Source organism: Actinomadura formosensis NBRC 14204 (genome assembly GCF_001552155.1).
Classification (GTDB): Bacteria; Actinomycetota; Actinomycetes; order Streptosporangiales; family Streptosporangiaceae; genus Spirillospora; species Spirillospora formosensis.
The window spans coordinates 11,429-32,274 of sequence record NZ_BCQQ01000085.1; the positions used below are offsets into that span (position 1 = coordinate 11,429).

Annotated in this window: 18 protein-coding genes; 8 read left to right on the top strand and 10 right to left on the bottom strand. The window is 73.0% G+C overall.

Translation table 11 applies throughout. The features are described from left to right. Nucleotides 1-13 precede the first annotated feature (13 nt). The 6 genes from AF1_RS21405 to AF1_RS21430 form a co-directional block, all read right to left on the bottom strand. Complete coding sequence (locus AF1_RS21405) at nucleotides 14-667, bottom strand: response regulator (protein ID WP_067802077.1); 654 nt, start codon at nucleotides 665-667, stop codon at nucleotides 14-16. Beyond that, nucleotides 664-1,896 carry a sensor histidine kinase gene (locus tag AF1_RS21410; protein ID WP_242608873.1) on the bottom strand — a complete coding sequence of 411 codons (1,233 nt, stop codon included), beginning with the start codon at nucleotides 1,894-1,896 and terminating at the stop codon, nucleotides 664-666. The genes AF1_RS21405 and AF1_RS21410 overlap by 4 nt, the downstream gene beginning before the upstream one ends. Before the next feature lie 58 nt (nucleotides 1,897-1,954). Next, nucleotides 1,955-4,000 carry a cytochrome c oxidase assembly protein gene (locus AF1_RS21415; RefSeq protein WP_067802080.1) on the bottom strand — a complete coding sequence of 682 codons (2,046 nt, stop codon included), beginning with the start codon at nucleotides 3,998-4,000 and terminating at the stop codon, nucleotides 1,955-1,957. A gap of 6 nt (nucleotides 4,001-4,006) precedes the next feature. Continuing rightward, nucleotides 4,007-4,633, bottom strand: a complete 627-nt coding sequence (locus AF1_RS21420; RefSeq protein ID WP_067802083.1) for a copper resistance CopC family protein — start codon at nucleotides 4,631-4,633, stop codon at nucleotides 4,007-4,009. 108 nt (nucleotides 4,634-4,741) lie between these two features. Next, the gene (locus AF1_RS21425; RefSeq protein WP_084263189.1) at nucleotides 4,742-5,893 is read right to left on the bottom strand and encodes a DUF5685 family protein; all 1,152 of its coding nucleotides are present in this window, start codon (nucleotides 5,891-5,893) and stop codon (nucleotides 4,742-4,744) included. A 31-nt stretch (nucleotides 5,894-5,924) separates the two neighbouring features. Then, on the bottom strand, nucleotides 5,925-7,223 hold the full coding sequence (locus tag AF1_RS21430) for a helix-turn-helix domain-containing protein (protein WP_067802086.1): 1,299 nt from the start codon (nucleotides 7,221-7,223) through the stop codon (nucleotides 5,925-5,927). 217 nt (nucleotides 7,224-7,440) lie between these two features. On the opposite strand from AF1_RS21430, the gene AF1_RS21435 reads away from it, so the two are divergent. The 6 genes from AF1_RS21435 (at nucleotide 7,441) to AF1_RS21460 (ending at nucleotide 13,448) form a co-directional block, all read left to right on the top strand. Continuing rightward, nucleotides 7,441-8,886: an NCS2 family permease gene (locus AF1_RS21435; RefSeq protein WP_067802090.1), complete on the top strand. Its 1,446-nt coding sequence runs from the start codon at nucleotides 7,441-7,443 to the stop codon at nucleotides 8,884-8,886. 127 nt (nucleotides 8,887-9,013) lie between these two features. Beyond that, on the top strand, nucleotides 9,014-10,174 hold the full coding sequence (locus AF1_RS21440; protein WP_255218827.1) for a glycerate kinase: 1,161 nt from the start codon (nucleotides 9,014-9,016) through the stop codon (nucleotides 10,172-10,174). A gap of 118 nt (nucleotides 10,175-10,292) precedes the next feature. Then, nucleotides 10,293-11,102 carry an SAM-dependent methyltransferase gene (locus AF1_RS21445; protein ID WP_067802092.1) on the top strand — a complete coding sequence of 270 codons (810 nt, stop codon included), beginning with the start codon at nucleotides 10,293-10,295 and terminating at the stop codon, nucleotides 11,100-11,102. 178 nt (nucleotides 11,103-11,280) lie between these two features. Further along, nucleotides 11,281-12,405, top strand: a complete 1,125-nt coding sequence (gene ald / locus AF1_RS21450) for an alanine dehydrogenase (RefSeq protein ID WP_067802095.1) — start codon at nucleotides 11,281-11,283, stop codon at nucleotides 12,403-12,405. Nucleotides 12,406-12,471: 66 nt separating this feature from the next. Continuing rightward, complete coding sequence (locus AF1_RS21455) at nucleotides 12,472-13,062, top strand: histidine phosphatase family protein (protein WP_067802097.1); 591 nt, start codon at nucleotides 12,472-12,474, stop codon at nucleotides 13,060-13,062. An 86-nt stretch (nucleotides 13,063-13,148) separates the two neighbouring features. Continuing rightward, nucleotides 13,149-13,448: a metal-sensitive transcriptional regulator gene (locus AF1_RS21460; protein WP_067802100.1), complete on the top strand. Its 300-nt coding sequence runs from the start codon at nucleotides 13,149-13,151 to the stop codon at nucleotides 13,446-13,448. 1 nt (nucleotide 13,449) lies between these two features. Here AF1_RS21460 and AF1_RS21465 read toward each other — a convergent pair whose 3' ends face one another. Then, nucleotides 13,450-13,962, bottom strand: coding sequence for a MarR family winged helix-turn-helix transcriptional regulator (locus AF1_RS21465; RefSeq protein WP_131733035.1), 513 nt, complete (start codon nucleotides 13,960-13,962; stop codon nucleotides 13,450-13,452). Nucleotides 13,963-14,076: 114 nt separating this feature from the next. On the opposite strand from AF1_RS21465, the gene AF1_RS21470 reads away from it, so the two are divergent. Continuing rightward, nucleotides 14,077-15,612: a DHA2 family efflux MFS transporter permease subunit gene (locus AF1_RS21470; protein ID WP_067802103.1), complete on the top strand. Its 1,536-nt coding sequence runs from the start codon at nucleotides 14,077-14,079 to the stop codon at nucleotides 15,610-15,612. On the opposite strand, the gene AF1_RS21475 is transcribed toward AF1_RS21470, so the two are convergent. The 3 genes from AF1_RS21475 to ggt all read right to left on the bottom strand — a co-directional run bounded on the left by AF1_RS21475 (nucleotide 15,609) and on the right by ggt (nucleotide 18,899). Beyond that, a complete protein-coding gene (locus AF1_RS21475; RefSeq protein WP_067802106.1) occupies nucleotides 15,609-16,475 on the bottom strand; it encodes an oxygenase MpaB family protein in 867 nt (288 codons plus the stop codon). The genes AF1_RS21470 and AF1_RS21475 overlap by 4 nt on opposite strands. Nucleotides 16,476-16,589: 114 nt before the next feature. Next, complete coding sequence (gene cutA, locus AF1_RS21480; protein WP_067802109.1) at nucleotides 16,590-16,943, bottom strand: divalent-cation tolerance protein CutA; 354 nt, start codon at nucleotides 16,941-16,943, stop codon at nucleotides 16,590-16,592. Between the two features lie 45 nt (nucleotides 16,944-16,988). Next, entirely contained in the window at nucleotides 16,989-18,899 is a 1,911-nt protein-coding gene (ggt, locus tag AF1_RS21485; protein WP_242609058.1) for a gamma-glutamyltransferase, read from the bottom strand. Nucleotides 18,900-19,287: 388 nt separating this feature from the next. On the opposite strand from ggt, the gene AF1_RS21490 reads away from it, so the two are divergent. Continuing rightward, the coding region (locus AF1_RS21490) for an APC family permease (protein ID WP_255218828.1) at nucleotides 19,288-20,846 on the top strand (1,559 nt) is incomplete at its 3' end.

Below are 20,846 nucleotides of genomic sequence, written 5' to 3' on the forward strand. Positions count from 1 at the left end.
CCGGGCCGCCCGCTCAGCCCGGGGTGATGAAGGCCGTCTCGTAGGCGAGGATCACGGCCTGCGTCCGGTCCCGGGCCTGCAGCTTGGCGAGGATGTTCCCGACGTGCGTCTTCACCGTCTGCGGGCTCACGAACAGCTCCTGCGCGATCTCCGCGTTCGAGTGGCCCTTGGCCATCAGCCGCAGCACGTCCCCCTCCCGCTCGGTGAGCCGGTCGTGCCAGCGCGCGCCGCCGTCCCCGCCCCGCCGCCCGTGCGCGGCGGCCAGCTCCCGGATCGCGGCCGGGAACAGCAGGCTGTCGCCGTGCGCGACCATCCGGATCGCCTGCACGATCTCCTCCGGCCGCGTCCGCTTGAGCAGGAAGCCGTGCGCGCCGGCCTTCAGCGCGTCGTAGACGTACTCGTCGTTCTCGAACGTGGTGACGACGATGATCCGCGGCGGCTCCGGCACGGTGTCCAGGACGCGGCGGGTCGCCTGGATGCCGTCGAGCCGCGGCATCCGCACGTCCATCAGGATCACGTCCGGGCGCAGCCGGTTCACCTCGCCCGGCACCCCGGCCCCGTCGGACGCCTCGCCGACCACGGTCAGGTCGCCCTCCGCGTTGATGATGGCGGCGAGGCCCGCCCGGATCAGCCGCTCGTCGTCGACCAGCAGAACCTTGATCGTCATGTTCCGGACCTTAGCGGCAGCGAGACGCAGAACCGCCAGCCGTCCTCGTCCGCCCCGGCGGTCATGTCACCGCGCAGCACGAGGACGCGCTCGCGGACCCCGGCGAGGCCGCGCCCCCCGCCGTGGCCGGCACCCTCCCCCCGCGGCGCGCCGAGCGGGTTGCTCATCTCCATCTCCAGCCGCTCGCCCGCGATGCCGAGCCGCAGCCGTACCGGGACCTTCCCCGCGTGCCGCAACGCGTTCGTCAGGCCCTCCTGGACGATCCGGTACGCCTCCCGCGACACCGCCGCCGGGACCTGCTCCACCTCGGGGCCGACCTCCGCGTCCAGCTTCACCCCGGCGATCCGGGTCTGCTCCAGCAGCCGTCCGAGGTCCTGCAGCGTGGCCTGCGGGGCGGGCCGGGACGGGTCGTCGCGCAGCAGCCCGAGCACGTGGTCGAGGTCCTCCAGCGCGGCACGGGCCGACTCCTCGATCGCGCCGAGCGCCGCCCGGGCGAACGCCGGATCGCTGTCGAGAACCCGCCCGGCCGCCCCGGCCTGCAGGGTCACCACGCTGAGCGCGTGCCCCACCGAGTCGTGCAGTTCCCGCGCCAGCCGGTTGCGCTCGGCGAGCCGGACCGCCCTCGCCTCCATGTCGGCGAGCCGCTCCGCGGCGGACGGCCCGAGGAACCACGGTGCCAGCCGGGACAGCAGCGTCCCCGCCCCCACGATCAGCGCGAGCAGCACCGCCAGCGACGCCAGCCCGATGAGCGGCGCGGGCCACTGGTGCCAGGCGTTCTCCCACCCCCAGGTGTCCAGGAAGCGGGTGTCCCAGCTCACCGCGGGCGCAAGGAGCATCACGATCGCGAACGGCGGCACCGCCAGGCTGAGGCCGCTCACCACCACGCCGCCGAACAGGTGCAGGCCGAACCACGCCGCGGCCCGGATCCGGCTCTCCCACGAGCGCCCCGGCTCCGGGACGAACGCCGCGGCGGGCCCGTTGAGCAGCTCCTTGGCGAGGGCCCCCTCCAGCAGCCGGACCGTCGGCACGAGCCCGGTGACGAACGTCGCCGCGCCCGGCAGCACGAGCAGCATCAGCACGAACTTCACGACGGCGCCGCCGATCGGCAGCAGCGGCGTGAAGCTGATCGTGAAGAACCAGTACGGCATCAGCAGCGCGCCGCCCACCACGAGGTGGGACCAGCGCCGCCAGGTCGTCCGCTCGATCAGCGGCCGGAGCACACGGAGCACGCGTCGATCCTGGCAGACGCGGCGGCGGCGGCACTCCCCCGCGCGGGGGAACCGGGGCTCAGGACGGGGTCCGCTTGCCCTGCTGCTCCGCCACCGCGCGGTCGCGCTCGGCCAGCTTGGCGAGACGCGCGTTGTAGGCGGCCAGCTCGTCCTCCTCGCCGCGGCCGCCGCCCTTCGCGGCCCGGTCGGCCTTGCGGTCCATCCGCCGCGCCTGCCGCTGGTCGTCCAGGTACCACTGGAACGCCATGACGATGAGGACGACGAACGTCGGAACCTCCCCGAAGGCCCACGCGATCGCGCCGCCGGTGTGCTGGTCGTGCAGCGTCGTGGTGCCCCACGGCGGGTCGACGGCCCCGTACCAGCCGCGCGCCAGGGCCTGGCTCATGCTCATCAGCGCGATGCCGAAGAACGCGTGGAACGGCATCGTGACGAACAGCAGGATGAGCCGCGCCGGGTAGGGCAGCTTTTTCGGCGCGGGGTCGACGCCGAGCAGCACCCAGAAGAACAGCGATCCCGCCGCCAGGAAGTGCACCATCATCGCGATGTGGCCGAGGTGGTTGCGCATCGCCGCCCCGAACAACGGCGTGAAGTACAGCGCGAACGTGCTGACCACGAAGATGATCGTCGCCACCGCGGGATGCGCGACGACGGAGAGGTAGCGGCTGTGCAGGAACGCGGTCAGCCACTCGCGCGGGCCGCGGTCGCCGCGCACCCGGGCGGGCTTCAGCGCCCGCAGCGCCAGCGTCACCGGCGCGCCGAGGACCAGGAAGATCGGCGTCAGCATGTTCAGCACCATGTGCTGCGCCATGTGCACGCTGAACAGGATCGGCGCGTACTTGGCCACGCCGGTCTGGGTGACGGCCAGGATGGTGACGAGCCCGATGAACCAGGCGGCGGTGCGTCCCATCGGCCAGGAGTCGCCGCGCCGCCGCAGCCGGGCGACGCCGGCGAGGTAGAGGCCGCCGAGCACCGCGGACAGGGTGGCGAAGAACAGGTCGAACTGCCACAGCGTCAGCAGCCGCAGCGGGGTGACCTCCGGCGGCATGTCGTAGCCGAGCAGCGACCTGACCGCCGACTCCGGCGCGGCCGGCGGGGGCGGCGCGGTACGCGCCAGGGCGACGGCGAGGCCCATGGTGGCGGCCATCACGGCCGCCTCGACCGAGGCGAACCGCGCGAACGCCCCCGGCCCGCGACCGGCGAGGGCGGGCAGCGTCCGGGTCCGGTGCCACCAGCCGAACCAGCCGAGCACCCCGAAAGCGACGATCTTGCCGAGGGCCAGCCGCCCGTAGTCCGTCGTCACCAGCTCGGACGGGTCCGGGAGCCGGGCGATCACGTTCACCAGACCGCTGGCGCCGACGGTGATGTAGCACCACAGGGCCATGCGGCTGAACCGTTCCGCCATGACGGGCAGCCGGTCGCGGCGGAGCAGTGCGTGCGCGGCGACGATGGCGAGCCCGCCGACCCACGGGGCGACGGCGGCCACGTGCAGCGCGACGCCGGTCACCGCGGTGGAGTGGTTGGCGGCCGAGGCCGAGTGCCCGGTCAGCGGCGCGGGCAGCAGCGCGATCCCGGCCATGGCGAGCAGCCCGAACGCGGCGGCGGGCGTGGTGGTGGTGCGGGCCAGCAGCGCCACCACCACGGCCAGCAGCACCACGATCATGAGGGCGGTGCCCTGCGGCAGCGAGCCGACGTAGCTGCTCAGCTCACTGCCGGTGAGGACCTCCCCGACCGGCTGGCCGAGGACGTCCGCGACGGTGAAGACCAGGGTGGCGGCCGCGGCGGCGGCCCAGCCGGCGGCCAGCCAGGACGCGGCGTTCAGATAGCCGATCGCGTCCCTGGACAGCCGGGCGGCGCCGCGCCCGCCTTCGAAGGGCAGCAACGCGGTGGCGGCGAGCAGGGCGCCGATGGTGAGCACGGACAGCAGGTCCATCGCGGCCCGGGAGACGGGCAGCCCCCACCGGGTGAGGGCGCCCGCGTCGCCGAGGCCGGGGATGACCTCCTCGGTGACCGAGCCGCCGAGGACGAGACCGGCCACCAGGGCGGCGCCGGCCGCGGCGGCCGCCGCCGCGCCGGCCCGCCAGACGCCCAGGCTCCCCTTACTCACTTCCGGTTACTCACTTCCGGTTGCCGCCGGGTGCTTGCGCTTGGCGCGGAACACGATGCCGGCACCGATGCCGACGCCCACGAGGAGGCCGCCGATGATCAGCACCCACAGGATCATCCCGGAGCCGGAGTCCTTCTCGGCGGCCTGTTCCTGGTCGAGCTTGAGCGGCTGCTCGTTGGCGGTGGCGGCGTCGCCCGTCTGCTGCTCGGCGCCGACCCCGCCGGCGGACGGCGCGGGCGAGGCCGCCTCGCCACCGGCCGCGGTGAACGTCAGGTCGCTGTTCTCGATCGGGTGCCCGTCCTCACCGACGACCCGGTAGGCGACCGTGTAGGAGCCGGCGGGCAGCGGCCCGGTCAGCTTCTGCGTCACCGTCGTTCCCGAACGCTCGGCCGGGCCCGACTGGTACGTCTTGTTCTTGTCGTCCTTGACGACGACCTTCGCCACGCTGATCTTGTCGCTGAAGACCAGCTTGACCTCGGTGACCGATTCCGCCGACCCGCCCTTTCCAGGGGTGCTCTCGACCAGGCGGGTGTGCGCCAGTGCGGGGGGCGCGGTCACGGCGCCGAGGACGAGGGCGAGGGCGGCGACGACGCCGGCGCGGCGGACGGGTCGGCGGGACTTGAAGATGTTCATGGAGGGCCGGGTTTTCTAGGTGAGTTGAAGGGCTGTGTCCACCCTACTGAGCCCGCCACCATGGCACGTCCCGGGGCGGGAAGTACCGCAACCCGCGGAAAACCCCGATCAATTGCACCCGCAGTCGCAATCGCAGCAGTCGCAGTCACAGTCGCAGCAACTGCAGCAATCACAGCAGCCCGAGCAGTCGCCGCAACCTCCGTCGCAACCGTCGCCATGCCGGGAGCACCAGCAGCGGTCCCCGCACGACTCGCCGTGGTGCTCGCTCCACTCGGGCTGGAAGACACCGCAGGTCGCGCAGACGAGCGCCCCGGTGAAGCACGGCACCGGCCAGCCGGGACGGGGCGGCCGGGGCCCGCGCCTGGAAAGGTTCTCGGGGTCGGCGAACACCCGGTCGACGGAACGTCCCACCTCGCGGTCCAGCAGCGCCCGGACGAGCCGGGGCCGCTCCAGTTCGAGGTCGGCGAGGGCCAGGCGGAGCCCGTGGAGCGCGTCGTCCGCGTGGCGGCGGGCCTCGGCGAGGGTGGTGCCGGTGGCGAGCAGCGGGTTGTAGGCGCCCGTGGCCTCGTCGTCCGCGACGTCCTCGACCGCGTCGAGGAGGTGGGCGAGCCGCCCGAAGAAGCGGCCGGCCTCGGCGAGCGGCTCGGCGTTGCGCTCCTTGCCCGCGAGGACGGCGGTGTGCGCGAACACGGCCGCGACGGCGGTCTCGGTGGGCTCGGTCAGGTCGAGCAGCCCCAGTCCGGGCGAGGACTCCAGGACGGGCTGCCGGGCGACCGCGTCGCGCAGCGCCGACGGGTCGAAGCCGACTGCGGCGCCCGTCCGCCCGCCGGCGGCGTCCCAGCGGTCGGCCATCCGCCCCGCCGCGGCGGCGACCAGGCGGCGCGCGTACGGGCCGTCGCCGTCCGCGACATGGTCACGGGTCTTGCCCGCGGCGAGCAGCAGCGACGCGGCGGCGGCCAGTTGCGCGCCCTGCGCCCGCGCCGTGACCACCTCGGCGGTCTTCATCCCGCGCAGCGCGCACGGCCCGGCCTTGCGGCGCGGGGACGACGCCGGCGCCTGCGCCTCCACCAGCACCGACACCAGCAGCCCGTCGTAGTTGGTGACGAGCCGCGCGGCCTGGCCGTGCTCGGCCCGCAACGTCAGGCACAGCCCGCAGAGATGGGCCATCCAGTCCTTGAACAACGATCCGCACAGGACATGCCTGCATGGTCTGACCACACCGAACACCGGCAACTCCCCAACTCGGGCAACTCGCAGCATTATGGACGCGGCGCCGCCCGAGTTGGTTCGGTCACACCCCCACGCAGGTCAGGGCGCGGCGGTAGGCGGCCATCCGCGGCTCCTCGGCGGTGCCCGTCTCGGCCAGGACCTCGGCGAGGTCGAACCACGCCTGCGCGGCCTCCCGGGAGGACTCCATCTCCTCCAGGCAGGTCGCGGCCCGGGTCAGCACCTCCACCGCGCGGTCGCGGCGGCCGAGCCGCACCGACGCCTCGCCGAGCACGGTCAGCGCCCCGGCGGTGGCCCGGCGCGGGGCGTCCCCGAGCAGGTCGAGCGCCTCCTCGGCGAGCGCCACCGCCTCGGCGGGGCGGCCGAGCGCGGTCTCGGCGCGGGCCAGTTCGGTCAGGCACCAGGCCACGTCGATCTCCCCGGACGAGCTGGCGCTGATCTCGGCGCGGACCCGGCCGAGCAGCTCGCGGGCGCGGGACGCCTGGTCCGGGCGGGCGCGCAGCAGCAGCCCGGCGTAAAGGACGCGGAGCCGGTTCAGGTCGCGCGGATCCTCGCCGTCACCGGCCAGCATCAGCGCCCGCTCGGCCAGGGTGACGCCGTCCTCGTACTCACCGCGGATCTCCGCGACGTAGGCGGCCTCCCAGTAGGCGACCATCCGCGCGCGGGGGCTGCCGATCCGCTCGGCCCGCTCGACGAGCTGGACGGCGAGCTGGCGGGCCCGGACGAGGTCGCCGCGCTCGATGAACGCGGCGAGCAGCGCCGCGCCGAGGTGCACGGCGGCGTCGGTGGAGTCGGCACCGGTCGCGATCAGGTGCCGCAGCGCGCTCTCGGCCGCCTCCACCCCGGCGCTGACGTCACCGCGCTCGCGCAGGCAGCGGCTCAGCGCGACGTGCACCTTCGCCCAGTGGTCGAGATCGGCCTCGGCGGACGCCTCCTCGGTCAGCGCGGTCAGGCCGGCGATCGCCTCCTCCAGCCGGCCGGCGGCCTCCAGCGCGAGGGCGTGGCCCCAGCGCGCCTGGTGCAGCATCTCCGGCAGCGCGACCGCGTCGGCGTTCGCGAGCACCTCGGCGAACCGGGCCCGCGCCTCGTCCGCCGCGCCGTTGCTGAGCGCGATCTCGGCGTAGTCGAGCGTGACGCGCAGCTCGTCCACGACGTCCTCGCTGACACCGCTGACGAGGTAGGTCGCCGAGCAGTTCAGCTTCGCCGCCAGCAGCTCGACCACACTCGGGGCCGGCACCCGCTTGTCGCTCTCGATCAGCGAGATGTAGCTGTCGGACAGCTCGGGGAAGGCAAGCTGGGCCTGGCTCACGCCCTGCCGGATCCGCAGGGCGCGGATGCGCTGCCCCAGGGTCTCCCTATCCATCGTGTGACCACCGCCTACAGGGTTTCACCACTGGGTTCTCACCGCAGGGTGCTCGCCGGCCGCGCCGCGTGCGGGGCGAGGAAGAAAGTCGATGACGGCAGGCTATAGCGGACAGATCGCCCCCGTCACGCTCCGGAGTCCCCAAGCGGTTAACCTGTGCTCGCCCATTCCGGAGACCCCCTGCCGGAACCACGCTGCGAAAAGCGGAGCGCCCGTCATGTCCGAGACCAGTACCGCGAAGACCGACGATTCGCCGCCGGCCGGCGGGGGCGGACCGCTGGAGCGGCTGTTCGATCTCACCGGGCGCGGCAGCACCGTCCCGCGTGAGCTGCGCGGCGGCGTCACCACCTTCTTCGCGATGGCCTACATCATCCTGCTGAACCCGATCATCCTCGGCGGGGCGAAGGACGTCACCGGGGCGACACTGTCGATCCCGCAGCTGACCACGATGACCGCGCTGTCCGCCGCGGTCACCACGGTGATCATGGGATTCGTCGGGAACGCGCCGCTGGCGCTCGCCGCGGGCCTCGGCATCAACGCGGTCGTGGCCTTCCAGGCGGCGCCGGTGATGACCTGGCCGCAGGCGATGGGGCTGGTGGTGATCGAGGGCGCGGTCATCGTGGTGCTGGCACTCACCGGCATCCGCGAGCGGATCATGAACTCGATCCCGCTGGCGCTCAAGCACGCGATCGCGGTCGGCATCGGCGCGTTCATCGCGCTGGTCGGCTTCTACGACGCGGGGTTCGTCACCTCCAGCGCGACCAGCCCGCCGCTGTCCCTCGGCACCGGCGGCCACCTGGCGACATGGCCGGCGCTGGTGTTCGCGCTCACCCTGCTGCTGATGATCGTCCTGTACGTGCGGCGGGTGCCCGGCGCGATCCTGATCAGCATCATCGCCGGGACGATCGGGGCCGTCGCCGTCCAGGAGAACGCGTCCATCGAGCAGGGCGGCTGGGGCGTCGTCACGCCGAACATGCCCGAGAAACTGTTCGCGGCACCCGACTTCGGGCTGTTCGGGGAGATCGACCTGGTCGGCGGGTTCGGCCGCGCCGGGGTGATCACCGCGCTGGTCGTGCTGTTCACCCTGGTGCTGTCGGGGTTCTTCGACGCGATGGGCACGATCCTCGGCATCAGCGACGAGGCGGGCCTGGTGAACGAGCGGGGCGAGGTGCCGCGGCTCGGCCGGATCCTGTCGGTGGACGGCCTGTCCGCCGCGTTCGGCGGCATCACCAGCTCGTCCGCCAACACGGTGTTCGTCGAGTCGGCGGCCGGTGTCGGGGAGGGCGCCCGGACGGGCCTGGCCAACATCGCGACCGGCGCGCTGTTCGCGGTGACGCTGTTCCTCACCCCGCTCGCCGCCACCGTCCCCGCCCAGGCCGCCGCGCCCGCGCTGGTCGTCGTCGGCGCGCTGATGATGACGCAGGTCTCCAAGGTGAACTGGGACGACCTGGACATCACCATCCCGGCGTTCCTCACCATCGTGCTGATGCCGTTCACGTTCTCGATCACCATCGGAATCGGCGGCGGGATGGTGAGCTACGCGCTGATCAAGCTCGCCCGGGGCAGGATCCGCGAGGTGTCGGTGTGGCTGTGGCCCGTGGTGGCGCTGTTCCTGGTCTTCTTCGCGATCAACCCGATCGAGCAGTGGCTGAACGTGCGGTGACCACTCGGGACGAACACGCCTCTACTGCCATTTGAGAGTCTTGGGCACGCCTGCGGGTGTCAAATAGTGCCGTCATGACGTAAGTAGAAGGTAGAGCCTTACCCCCGGCGTGAAAGGCGTGGCTGTGGTGTCCGCGGACTCTCCCTCCCGTCCGTCCCCGCCGGGTCACGTCCTGCTGGCGCCCGGCAGGTTCCCCGGAGCGCTGACCGCCGCGCAGGCGGCCCGGCACCTCGCGGCCGGGCTGTGCCGTGCCCGGCCCGGTGTCCCACTGCTGGAGCTGCCCGTGGCGGACGGCGGCGAGGGCACCGTGGAGGCGGCGGTCGCGGCCGGATGGCGGCGGGTCGAGGTCGAGGTGGGCGGGCCGACGGGCCGCCCGGTCACCGCGCGGCTGGCGCTGAACGGGCGCAGCGCGGTGGTGGAGCTGGCCGAGGCGTCCGGGCTGCGCCGGCTGCCCGGCGGCAAGCCGCGCCCGCTCGCCGCCTCCAGCCTCGGCACGGGGCAGCTGCTCGCGCACGCGGTCCGGCTCGGCGCCCGCCGGATCGTGCTGGGGCTCGGCGGCGGCGCCTGCGCCGACGGCGGCGCGGGCCTCGTGCAGGGGCTCGGCGGGCGGCTGCTGGACGCGCTCGGCAAGGACCTGCCGCCGGGCGGGGCCGCGCTGCGCTCGCTGCACGCCCTCGACCTGCGCGGCCTGCCCGACATGTCGGGCATCGAGGTGGTGATGGCGGGTGACCCGGCGGGACCGCTGCTCGGCCGCACCGGCGCCGCCGCCGTGGACGGGCCGCGCTGCGGCGCGACCCGCGAGGAGGTCCGGCTGCTGGACGCGGGGCTGCGCCGCTGGGCCGACCTGGCGGAGGCGGCGGCCCGCAAGGCGGCCCGCGACCTGCCCGGCGCCGGAGCCTGCGGCGGCGTCGGGTTCGCCGCGCTCATCTTCCTCGGCGCGACGATCGAGCCCGGCCCCGCGCTGATGCTCGGCTTACTGGGATTCGCCGAGAAGGCGCGCGGGGCGCGGCTCGTCGTCACCGGCGAGGGCACCCTGGACAGCCGGTCGCTGCGCGGCACCGCGCCGATCGGGGTGGCCCGCGCGGCGGCCCGGGCCGGCGCGCCGGTCGTCGCGGTGGCCGGGCGGCGCGGGCTCACCGGCGAGCAGCTCCGCAAGGCGCGCATCCAGGCGGCGTACGCGCTGGCCGACATCGAGCCGGACGACGAGCGCCGCGTCCGCCGGGCCGGGCCGCTGCTGGAGCAGCTCACGGTCGCGATCGCGGACGAGTGGCTCCCCGCGCACCCGTGATGTGAAACGCTCCAACGAACATACGCCACCTCCGTGACGACCACGTGGTCAGCCGTTTACCATTCGGTCCAGGCGGCGGGCCTTCCAGAACTCAACAGCGGCACTAGGCGGACACGGTATGGCCGAAGAGCAGTACGACTGGGCGTCCCTCGGGATCGACACCACCAAGCCGAGCATCGCTCGGACCTACGACGTGGTACTGAGGGGCAAGGACAACTTCGAGGTCGACCGGACCTTCGTGGCGGAGATCGTGAAGATCATCCCGGAGATCTACGACGTCGCCGCCTACAACCGGGAGATCCTCGGCCGCGGGGTGCGGTACCTGGCCGGCGAGGCGGGCATCCGGCAGTTCCTCGACCTCGGCTCGGGGCTGCCGACCGTGCAGAACACCCACCAGGTCGCGCAGGCCACCGCGCCCGGCGCGCGGGTCGTCTACGTCGACAACGACCCGATCGTCCTCGCGCACGGGCGGGCGCTGCTGGCCGAGAACGCGGACACCACGGTCATCACCGCCGACGTCCGCGAGCCGGAGAAGATCCTCGCGCACCCCGACGTCAGGCGGCTGATCGACTTCGACCGGCCGGTCGGGGTGATGCTGGTCGGCATCCTGCACCACCTGCACGACGACGAGGACCCGCAGGGCATCGTCGAGACGCTGATGGCCGCGGTGCCGTCCGGCAGCCACCTGTTCGTCACGAGCTTCTGCGCGTCCAGCCAGGAGGCGGTCGACGCCGAGGTGCAGTACCAGGGGATGCTCGGCACCGGCCGGTTCCGGACACCGGAGGAGATCACCCGGTACTTCGACGGGCTCGACCTCCTCGACCCGGGCGTCGTCCCGCTGCCGCTGTGGCGCCCCGATGGGGACGTCCCGGACGAGCTGACCGTCGGCCAGCGCCTCATGTACGGGGGTATCGCCCGCAAACCCTGAACGTGCCCCACGGCGGGCGCGGCGGACCGCGTCGCGAGCGCCTGCCCGCCGGCCAGGCACGCTTTACACAATGTCGCCGAAACGGTCGATGACTTGACACACTGCCGATAGTCGGAGGCGGGCTCCGCCCCGCACGCTGTACACGTACATCCTGGTCAGCGTTGACAGAGGAGCCCCGGTGAAGATCGGCGTGCCACAAGAGATCAAGAACCACGAGTACCGGGTCGCCATCACGCCGGCGGGCGCGCACGAGCTGGCCCGGCACGGCCACGAGGTGTTCGTCGAGCGGGGCGCCGGCCTCGGCTCCGCGATCCCGGACGACGACTACATCGCCGCGGGCGCCAAGATCCTGGACGGCCCGGACGAGGTGTGGGCCGAGGGCGACCTGATCCTCAAGGTCAAGGAGCCCGTCGAGCCCGAGTACCACCGGATGCGCGACGGCCAGGTCCTGTTCACCTACCTGCACCTCGCCGCGTCCCGCGAGTGCACCGACGCGCTGCTGTCCGCCGGCGTCACCGCGATCGCGTACGAGACCGTCCAGTTGCCGGACGGCTCGCTGCCGCTGCTCGCCCCCATGTCGGAGGTCGCCGGGCGGCTCGCCCCGCAGGTCGGCGCGTACAACCTGATGGCGTCCAACGGCGGGCGCGGCGTCCTGCCCGGTGGCGTGCCGGGCGTGGCCCCGGCCAAGGTCGTCGTCATCGGCGGCGGCGTGGCCGGCCTGAACGCCGCCCAGATCGCGGCCGGGATGGGCGCGGACGTGACCATCCTGGACGTCAACGTCGACCGCCTCCGGCACATCGACGCCATCTACCGGGGCCGCCTGCGCACGCTCGTGTCCAGCGTCTACACGGTCGAGCAGGAGGCCCGCGCCGCCGATCTCGTCATCGGCGCCGTCCTGATCCCCGGTGCCCGCGCCCCCAAGCTGATCTCCAACGACCTCGTCGCCGGGATGAAGTCCGGTTCCGTTCTCGTGGACATCGCCATCGACCAGGGCGGCTGCTTCGAGGACTCCCGCCCCACCACGCACACCGACCCGACCTACCGGGTGCACGACTCGACGTTCTACTGCGTGGCGAACATGCCCGGCGCCGTCCCGAACACCTCCACCTACGCCCTCACCGGCGTCACGCTCCCCTACGCCGTCCAGATCGCCGAGAAGGGCTGGCGCCGGGCCCTCCAGTCGAACGCCGCCCTGGCCCGCGGCCTCAACACCCACGCCGGCGCCCTGACCTACGACCACGTGGCCGAAGCCCACGACCTGCCCTACGTGCCCCTCGGCGACGTCCTCGGCGTCGAGCCCTAGAGGGGTCCTCCTCCGCCACGATCGCGGCGCCCGGGATGGCCGTGCGTCGCGTGGTAGACACTCCCCATGGGCGAGCTGGTCTTGGTGCGGCATGGGGAGACCGATTGGAGCCGGGAGCGGCGGCATACCGGGCTCACGGACGTGCCGTTGACCGCCCGGGGCGAGGGGCAGGCGCGGGCCCTGCGCGGTGCGCTGGACGGGCGGCGGATCGTGCGGACGCTGGTCAGCCCGGCGCGGCGGGCGCGGCGGACGGCCGAGCTCGCGGGGCTCCCGGTGGACGAGATCGACCCGGGCCTGCGGGAGTGGGACTACGGCGGCTACGAGGGGATCACCACCGCCGAGATCCAGAAGGAGCGGCCAGGGTGGTACCTGTGGGACGACGGGGTCGTCCCCGGCGACGCCGGCCATCCGGGCGAGACCGTCCGGCAGGTCGGGGCGCGGGCGGACGCGGTGCTGGCGCGGGTCCGGCCGCCGCCGGCGGACGGCGACGTGGTGCTCGTCGCGCACGCGCATTTCCTACGGGTGCTGACCGCGCGGTGGCTCGGCCTGGAGCCCGCGCTCGGGCGGCTGTTCGCGCTCGCCACCGGAACGCTGTCGGTGCTCGGCACCGAGCACGGCCGGCCGGTGATCACCGCCTGGAACGTCCCGGCTCCATAATCCCGGGCAGCGCATAAGGTACCTGTTGGGGGATGTCCCCCAGGGGTACCCGGGCGTGCGCCCCGGATGGATTGCGGAGGACGGAGATGGCCACCAGCGAGACCCCCACCCGCGGGTACACCGCCACCAAGGACCAGCTGCAGACACGGCTGGCCCGGATCGAGGGGCAGGTGCGCGGCATCGACCGGATGGTCGCGGAGGACCGCTACTGCATCGACATCCTCACCCAGATCAGCGCCGTCCAGGCCGCGCTGGACAAGGTGGCGCTCGGCCTGCTGGACGGGCACGTCCGGCACTGCGTGGCGGAGGGTGCCGAGGAGGGCAAGGGGGACGAGATGTCCACCGAGCTGATGGCGGCCGTCGGGCGGCTGATGCGCCGGGGCTGAGTCACCGGCCCCCGCGGTCGCAGCCGCCGCGCGGGGGGCCGGGCTGCTCCATGTTCTCCACGAGGGTGCGCCAGCCGCGCAGGAAGTGCGCCCGCTCGGCCGGGGTGAGCGCTTCCAGCGTCGCCCGCAGCGGGCGCAGCCGCTGCCAGGCGAACCGCTCGATGATCTCGCGGTGCTCCTCGGCCAGGCTGACGATCATGCGGCGGCGGTCCCGTTCGTCCGGCCGCCGCTCGACGAAGCCGCCGCGCTGCAGCTCCCCGACCAGCTGGCTGACCGTGGCGGGGCTGAGCGCCATGTGCCGGGCGAGGACGCCCACCGGCAGGGGGCCGTGCAGGACGAGCTGCGTCAGCGCGGGCACGTGCCGGGGGCCGAGCCCGGCGGCCCGCACCCGGTCGATGAGCTCCTCGGTCTCCCCGTGGCCCTTCATGCCGCGGACCACCCGGCCGACGAGCTGGACCAGCGTCTCCAGGTCGGCGTCGATCGAGGCGTCGCCGGCGAACTGATCCTCGGACATACCTTGAAGTTCAACATATTCCGTGATGCACTGCAAACTGTTGAACTTCAAGATGTTTCATCTCCGGACCGGCGGGGACCCCCGGCTACCGGGACTTCAGGCAAGGGGGCGACCATGGCCGAAAGCCCGTCCACCAAGGTGGCGCCGCCGGGCGGCCCGGGCGGCGCCGAACCACTCGACCGCAGGACCATCGTGCTCGGCCTCGTGGTCGTGGCGGGCACCGTGATGGCGATCCTGGACACCACGATCGTGAACGTGGCGCTGGAGACGCTCGCGCACGACTTCTCCACCGACCTGTCGACGATCCAGTGGGTCATCACCGGCTACATGCTCGCGATGGGCACCGTCATCCCGCTCACCGGCTGGGCCGTCGACCGGTTCGGCGGGCGGCGCGTGTGGATGACGTCGATCGTGCTGTTCGTCATCGGCTCGGCCCTGTCCGGCGCGGCCTGGAACATCGGATCGCTGATCGTGTTCCGGGTGGTGCAGGGACTCGGCGGCGGCATGCTGATGCCGACCGGCATGGCCATCTTGACGATGGCGGCCGGGCCGCACCGGCTGGGCCGCATCATGAGCGTCATCGGCGTCCCGATGCTGCTCGGGCCCGTCCTCGGCCCGGTGCTCGGCGGGTGGCTGGTCGAGGACGTCGACTGGCGCTGGATCTTCTTCGTGAACCTGCCGGTCGGCGTGCTCGCCCTCACGCTGGCCTGGTGGAAGATTCCGCACGACCACGGCGGGCACACCGCGCCGGGCCTCGACCTGCGCGGGCTGATGCTGCTGCCGCCCGGTTTCGTCCTGCTGATCTACGGGCTGTCGACGGCGAGCAGCAACGGCGGCTTCGGCGAGCCGGCCACGATCGCCTGGCTGGTCGCCGGAGTGGTGCTGGTCGGCCTGTTCGCGCTGCACAGCCTGAGCCGCCGGGAGCGCGCCCTGATCGACGTACGGCTGTTCGCCGACCGGACGTTCGCGACCGCGTCCGTCGCGGTGTTCTTCGTCGGCATCGCGCTGATGGGGTCGATGCTGCTGATTCCGCTGTACTACCAGACGGCGCGCGGCGAGGGCGCGTTCACCGCGGGCCTGCTGCTCGCCCCGCAGGGCCTCGGCGCCGCCACCGCGATGCCGCTGGCCGGCGTGATCACCGACCGGTTCGGCGCCGGGCGGATCGTGCCCGTCGGCATCACGCTGCTGGTCGCCGGCACCATCCCGTTCGCGATGGTGGGCGCGGACACGTCCTACTGGCTGCTCGGCAGCACGCTCTTCGTGCGCGGCCTCGGACTCGGCTGCACGATGATGCCGACGATGTCGGCCGCGCTGACCACGCTGAGCCGGGCGATGGTGTCACGGGCCAGCAGCACGCTGAACATCATCGTCCAGCTCGGCGGCTCGGTCGGCACGGCGCTGCTGGCCGTCATCCTGTCCCGCCAGATCAGCGACCGGATCCCGCAGGCGGCCGGGGGCGGCGCCGCCGGCGTGGGAGAGATCCCCGACCGGGTCCGCGAGCAGCTCGCGCCGAAACTGGCCGACGCGTTCGGCAGCACGTTCTGGGTCGCGCTCGTCCTCACCGCCGTGCTGATCCTCCCGGCGCTGCTGCTGCCGCGGCACGGAGCCCGGCACGGCGCGCCGGCGGACGCCGCACCGCCGCTGGGCTAGGACGCGATCGACCAGGTGGCCAGTCCCGTCTCGCGCGCACGCGTGAGACGCCTGGCCCGCTGGGCGTCCGGCGAGTACCGGAACCGCTCCGGGACGACCTGGGAGGTGCGGTACAGGCCCTTCAGCGTCAGCGTCGCCGCCAGGTCGGACGTGGGCAGCCCCGGCAGCCCGTACATGCGGCGGGCCCAGCGCGGCAGCGTCGCGACGGTCAGCACCCCGATGCCGGGCGCGGCGAGCTTCAGCGGCAGCAGCTGCCGCGGGACGGCCGGGCTGAACATGCGGCGCAGCCCCTCGCGGGCCTCCCGGCACGCCCAGACCCGGCGCCGCATCTGCGCGTAGTACTCCCGCATCTCCGCGACCGTGGCGGGCACGTCCGCCGGGTCGAGCCCGACGACCTCGGCGGCGCGGCGCTGCTCGTCCACGAACGTGTCGGCGTCCTCGGGGGTCAGCGGTACCCCGGCACGGCGCGCCACGTCCAGGTACGAGTCGACCTCGCCCATGTGGACCCAGAGCAGGTTCTCCGGGTCGTCGATCGGGAAGGTCTCGCCGGTGCGCATGTCGAGGCCGGTCAGCTTGGCGTGCATCCGCCGGACGCGGCGCCCCACCCGCTCGACCTCCTCTTCCGTCCCGTAGGTGCGGACGCGGACGAACTCGACCGTCCGGGTGAGCCGCGCCCACGCGGCGGCGGGGTCCATGAGCTCGGAGTTCTGCGCGGTCCCCCACATCGAGCGCGGATGGAGGGCCTGCAGCAGCAGCGCCCTGATCCCGCCGACCAGCAGCACGGGCTCGCCCATGACCCGCCAGGTCACCGAGCCCGGCCCGAACAGGCCGTGGTCCACGCCCGCCTCGCTCGACTCGTGCACGTCGACCGCCTTTCCGCTCGCCCCCCTTGTCCAGCCTGGCCGGGGGCAAACCATGTCCTGCCAGGGTAAACAAGAACTTACCCTGCCATGACCTGCATCACACGGTCCAGAGGTTCAGTCGTCTTCCACCGCTTCGTCGCGTGCCTCCGGCTCGGTCTGCTCGGTGATCCAGGCGAGGTAGTCCATGCTGCCCGCCACGACGGGGGTCGCGATGATCTCCGGGGTGTCGTAGGAGTGCCCCTCGGTGATCAGGGAGGCCAGCTCGTCGAAACGGTCGGCGGAGGTCTTGAAGAACACCATCCACTCCTCCGCCGATTCGATCTCGCCCTCCCACCAGTAGGTGCTGGCGATGGGGCCCACCAGCTGGGCGCAGGCCGCGAGCCGCTCGGCGACCGCCGACCGGGCCAGCTCGGCGGCCTCCGCGCGGGAGTCGGTCGTGGTCGTCACCTGCACGTAAGAGTGGGCCATGGCACGACTCCTTCCCGCTCGGCGTCCGCGCACGCCCCGGCGGGGCTAGCGGACGGGATGCACCACCAGCGCGCTGCCGCCGCCCCGCCGGGTGGGCTCCGCGACCGCCTGGACGAGTCCCGGCCGCAGGAACTCCAGCCCCGTCGCGGCGCCGATCACGCCCGTCGGCGGGCCGGGGAAGAGCTCCAGCCGGTGCCCCCGCGCGGCCAGCTCACGGCCGTACCGGTCGATGAACGCCTGCTCGGCGTAGACCTGCGGGGTGCCCCGCTGCGTCGCGCGGGGCGCGGTCAGCGCGGCCGGCAGGGTCATGCCGAGGTCGATGCGGTTCATCAGGATCTGCAGGACGGTCGTGATGATCGTCGATCCGCCGGGGGTGCCGAGCGCGAGCCTGGGCCGGCCGTCCTGGAGGACGAGCGTCGGCGACATGCTGCTGCGCGGGCGCTTGTGCGGGCCGGGCAGGTTCGGGTCCGGGGCCTGGCCGGGCGCGGGCGGCTGGAAGGAGAAGTCGGTCAGCTCGTTGTTGAGCAGGAAACCCCGTCCGGGAACGGTGATGCCGCTGCCGCCGAACTGCTCGATCGACACCGTGTAGGACACGACGTCCCCCCACTTGTCGGCGACGACGAGGTGGGTGGTCTGCGGGCCCTCGAACGCCAGCGCACGGGTCTGCGTGCCGGCCGGGACGCACGGCTCGTAGCTCCCGTCGGGCGAGCCGGGGGCGACCGGAGCGGGCGCCGCCCGATCCGGCCTGATCAGGCAGGCGCGCTCGCGGGCGAACCCGGGCGACAGCAGCTCGTCCAGCGGGACGTCCACCTTGTCGGCATCGCCCACATAGCGGCCACGGTCGGCGTAGGCGAGCTTGGACGCCTCCAGGTAATAGTGCAGCGCCGTGACCGGGTCGCGGGCGTCGAGGCGGAAGTTGCCCAGGATGTTGAGCGCCTCCCCCACCGTGGACCCGCCGGACGACGACGGCGGCATGCCGTACACGTCCAGTCCCCGGTAGGGGACGTGCGTGGGCTCGCGCATGACCGCCCGGTAGGCGGCGAGGTCGCCGCGCTCCATCAGGCCGGGGCGGACGGTTCGGGCCGCCTTCGGGTCGACCGGCGGTGCGGCGGCCGTCCCGGCGACCTCCCGGCCGAGCCCGCCCTCGTAGAACCAGCCGATGCCGCGTTTCGCCAGTTGCCGGTAGGTGCCGGCGAGATCGGGGTTGCGGAACACCGAGCCGACCTCGGGCACCTTCCCGCCGGGCAGGAACAGCTTCCGGGTGGGGACGATGTCGCGGAAGCGGGCCTCGTTCACCGCGGTCTGGTCGTGGAACTCCTGGTCGACGACGAATCCGCGGTCGGCGACTTTGATCGCCGGGCGCAGCAGGGTGCCGAGATCGCGGGTGCCGAAGCGGCGCAGCGCGAGGTCCCACTGGGCGAGGGTGCCGGGCACGCCGACGCCGAGCCCGCTGGTGACGGCCTCGCCGAACGGGATCGGCTTGCCGGTCGCGGGGTCGAGGAACGCGTCCTGCCCCATCCGCTTCGGCGCGAACTCACGGCCGTCCAGGGCGTAGACGCGGCGCTTCTTCGCGTCGTAGTAGGTGATGAAGCCGCCGCCGCCGATCGCGGACACGTACGGCTCGGTGACACCGAGCGTCGCGCCGGCGGCGACGGCCGCGTCCATGGCGTTGCCGCCGCGCTTCAGCACGTCCAGCGCGGTCCGGCTGGCATCCGGGTCGACCGTGGAGACCGCGCCGCCGTAGCCGGTCGCGACCGGCTGCTTGACCGGCGGACGCGGATCGCCCGCGAGCGGAGCGGGCACGGACGCCGGCGCGGCGATCGCGGCGCCGGGGACGGTGAGTGACGCGGCGGTGGCCAGCGCGGCGACCAGCGCCGTAGGGCGCCGGACGCGGGACGGCCCGCGCGACGCGGCCGGCGGACGGGATGGGGGCGTGGGCGAGGGGGAGCGGAACACCGGACCTCCAGACGAACGCGGCGCCCCTACGGTGTCACCGATCTACGTCCGGCGCCACCGTCCGCACCGGCCGGCCCCGGACGCGCGGAACCCGCACGGGCCGGATGCCCGAACCGGGAAAGATCGAGAACACTTTCCCCATGGGAAATCGGGGATATTTGCTCGGAACGATCCAATTAGAAAACGATTCGATAATCGTGAGCCGAGCGCGAAGGGGCCGCTGCGGCACCCTGCCGACCTGCGGTTTGGCAGGGTGCAACAACGATGAGACGGCATCGATACGGGGGAAAACGTTGCGAATACCCCCATACGTGGTGAATTCTTAGGGCCTTCGGTAAGCCGGCACCTCGCGAACAGCGGCGCGGGTTCAGGCCTGGGGAGACCACCTATGACCTTGGACATGGGCATGCGCAACAACATGTTCCGCAGACTGCCCGTGGAACAGGCCACGGGCCGGCTCTACGGCGGGCGGCACCGGCTCCGCGTGGTCTACCGGACCCGCGATCTCGTCGTCCTCGGCCTCGGCGTCATGATCGGCTCCGGCATCTTCAAGATCGCCGGTGAGCAGGCCAGCTCGACGGCCGGTCCGGGCGTGCTCATCTCCTTCCTCATCGCGGGCGGCGTGTGCGTGCTGGCCGCGCTGGCGTTCGCCGAGCTGTCCTCGATCATCCCGGTCGCGGGCAGCGCCTACTCCTTCGCCTACGTGGCGTTCGGCGAGGTCTGGGCGTGGGTCGTCGGCTGGGCGCTGATCATGGAGCTGCTGCTGGCGGCGTCGGTGCTCGCGCGGGTGTGGTCGCTGTACGCCACGCAGGCGCTGCACGACTTCGGGGTGCCGATCCCCGGCCGGCTCGGCGACCTGATCGGCCAGGTGAAGGGCCCGGACCTGCTGGCCCTCGGCATCCTGCTGCTGGTCGTGCTGATGCTCGCCACCGGCAGCCGGATGAGCCTGAAGTCGCTGTGGTTCATGGTGATGGCCAAGGTCATCGTGATCGGCCTCGTCATCGCCACCGGCCTGAAGTTCTTCGACGCCGGCAACCTCACCCCGTTCCTCCCGCCCGCGCGCCCCGCGCCGGAGGGCGACCAGACGGTGCTGGACGCCGTGCTCGGCGCGCTCGGCGGCGGGACCCCGCACGTGTTCGGCGTCTGGGGACTGTTCGCCGCCGCGCCGACCATCGCGTTCGCCTACATCGGGTTCGACCTGATCGCGACCGCGTCGGAGGAGACCGACGACGCGCCCCGCAAGGTGCCGCGCGGCATCCTCACCGCCCTGCTGACGGCGATCGTGCTGTACGCGGCGGTCGCGATCGCGCTGGTCGGCATGGTCGGCATGGACGGCTTCGCCAAGCTCGACCCGGACAAGCTGCTGATCGCCGCCGCGTTCGACGAGGTCGGCGCGGGCGCGATGGGCAAGATCGTCGACGTGGGCGCCGTGCTGGCGCTGACCACCGTCATCCTGGTGGTGGTGATCAGCCTGACCCGGGTGCTGTTCTCGATGGCCCGGGACGGGCTGCTGCCGCGTCCGCTCGCCGCCATGAGCCGCTACCGGGTGCCGTCCCGCGCGACGCTGCTGGCGGGCGGCGCGGCGATCGTGATGTCGCAGACGATCGACGTGCTGACGCTGGAGCAGCTCGTCGTGATCGGCACGCTGTTCGCGTTCCTCTTCGTCGCCGCCGCGGTGCTGGCGCTCCGGCGGTCCCAGCCCGGCCTGCACCGGCCGTTCCGGATGCCCGCGGCGCCGCTCATCGTGGTCGTGTCGATCTTCGCGATCGGCTGGCTGATGCTGAACCTCAAGATCCAGACGTGGGCGTACTTCGCGATCTGGATGGCCGTCGGCATCGTCCTGTACCTGATCTACGGGCGCCGCAAGAGCCAGATGAAGCTGCTGCTGGACGCGCCGCCGCCGGACCGCCCGGTCGCCGCCCCGCTGGCCCCCGCGCCGCCGCCCGG